Source organism: Morganella psychrotolerans, from assembly GCF_001676155.1.
In the GTDB taxonomy this organism is placed as follows: domain Bacteria; phylum Pseudomonadota; class Gammaproteobacteria; order Enterobacterales; family Enterobacteriaceae; genus Morganella; species Morganella psychrotolerans.
In genome coordinates this window covers 1-1,316 of record NZ_LZEW01000016.1, presented here as the reverse complement: position 1 = coordinate 1,316, position 1,316 = coordinate 1, and the positions used below count along the sequence as shown (strand labels likewise).

Here is a 1,316-nt window from a genome sequence, read left to right as displayed (position 1 = left end):
TTTTTTTTGTCTCTTTACATCCGACTTAAAGGCACTGGACTGTACAGGAATAAGCATCAGATACCCAAATCATCAAAAAGAGCATCAACTGAATCAAAACGCTGACCTTTTCCTGAATCTAATTCAGACATGGCGATTTGCGTTTTTTTATTCGGGGTTTTTACCTCAAAAGGAAGTTTACCCTCGTCAGCAACACGCATCATAACCATACGGATCACATCGGAAGTATTCAGTCCTATCTTTTCAAGTGCCTGTACTGCACGGTCTTTAACATCCTGCGGGATTCGGGCTTTAACAGTTGCGTCAGCGATCATAATAACCTCCTAAATAATCAGGAGTTAATACCAAAACTCCCGTTGAATTACAGTTATTGTGTACCTATTGTGACCACAAATCAATATTCTTAGCATTAGAAACCGATGCTGAAACCCCGACTCCGTTTCTGCTCCTGTCGCTGGATCTGCTGTGTCAGCCGTTCTGATACCTGTTCAGCAGTTCGGTTAAAGTTGCTAACTGTTGACTGATTTCCCTGTATTGCATGGCTAACTGACTGTTCTGTGTCTCGAGTTCCCCGACACGCTGAGATAAATTGCTGATAACGATCTCTTGCTGTTGTAACAAGGTGCTCAAGGCGTTCTCTAAGAGTTGTTCTGTCTCTGTCATGGTGACTCACTTCGCTAGAATTCGGTAGGCTTCGTTCTTCCCGCCCCAGTTTTCGTTCTGATATGCTGGATCGACGGCGACGCACGGTCGCTTGCTCTTGTCGTCCATGGTGCAGTGGGTCAGTTTGATATTGTGGCTCTGCGTCTGGTATATCTCGGCTGACCGTTTCCATTCGGTCAGGTTCTGGTATTCGTTCACGCTCCAGTACGTGAGAAACAGGCTGATCCCTGCCAATATCAGCACCAGTACACCCAGAATGATGAACGGTAATTTCCACACGCTCACGGTACGCCTGATCAATTTCGTCTGCTCGGCTTGGATGCTTTCGCTCAAATGCCTGCAGGCGTCTGCCAGTTGCGCTTTCAAGTCGTTCTCGTGCTGTTCGATAGCGAGCTTCACTTTCTCCGTCATAATCTCGCTGTCTTGTCTGGCATTCTCGGAGAACGTCTGCGCTAAATTTAAAATCCTGCTCATAGAACGCCCCTTTTTAAACGTAAATTTTGTCCCTCGGTTTTGATTGAGAGGTTTTTTCGGTGTCACTCTGGCTATCTCAAAGCCTGACTGTTTCAGCGCTTCAATCACATCATCACGGTTGCGGATCAGCCCTTTCTGCGCCAGTGCCGATATGCCGGCATCAATCTCTTTCAGGGCTG

The 1,316-nt window shown here is 46.7% G+C and carries 2 protein-coding genes; both read right to left on the bottom strand.

The window, feature by feature from the left end; genetic code table 11:
• Positions 1 to 56: 56 nt before the first annotated feature.
• A complete protein-coding gene (locus tag AYY16_RS13065) occupies positions 57 to 314 on the bottom strand; it encodes a type II toxin-antitoxin system RelB/DinJ family antitoxin (RefSeq protein WP_044108673.1) in 258 nt (85 codons plus the stop codon).
• 355 nt (positions 315 to 669) lie between these two features.
• On the bottom strand, positions 670 to 1,316 hold a 647-nt coding region (locus tag AYY16_RS13055; protein ID WP_082970740.1), incomplete at its 5' end, for an MbeB family mobilization protein.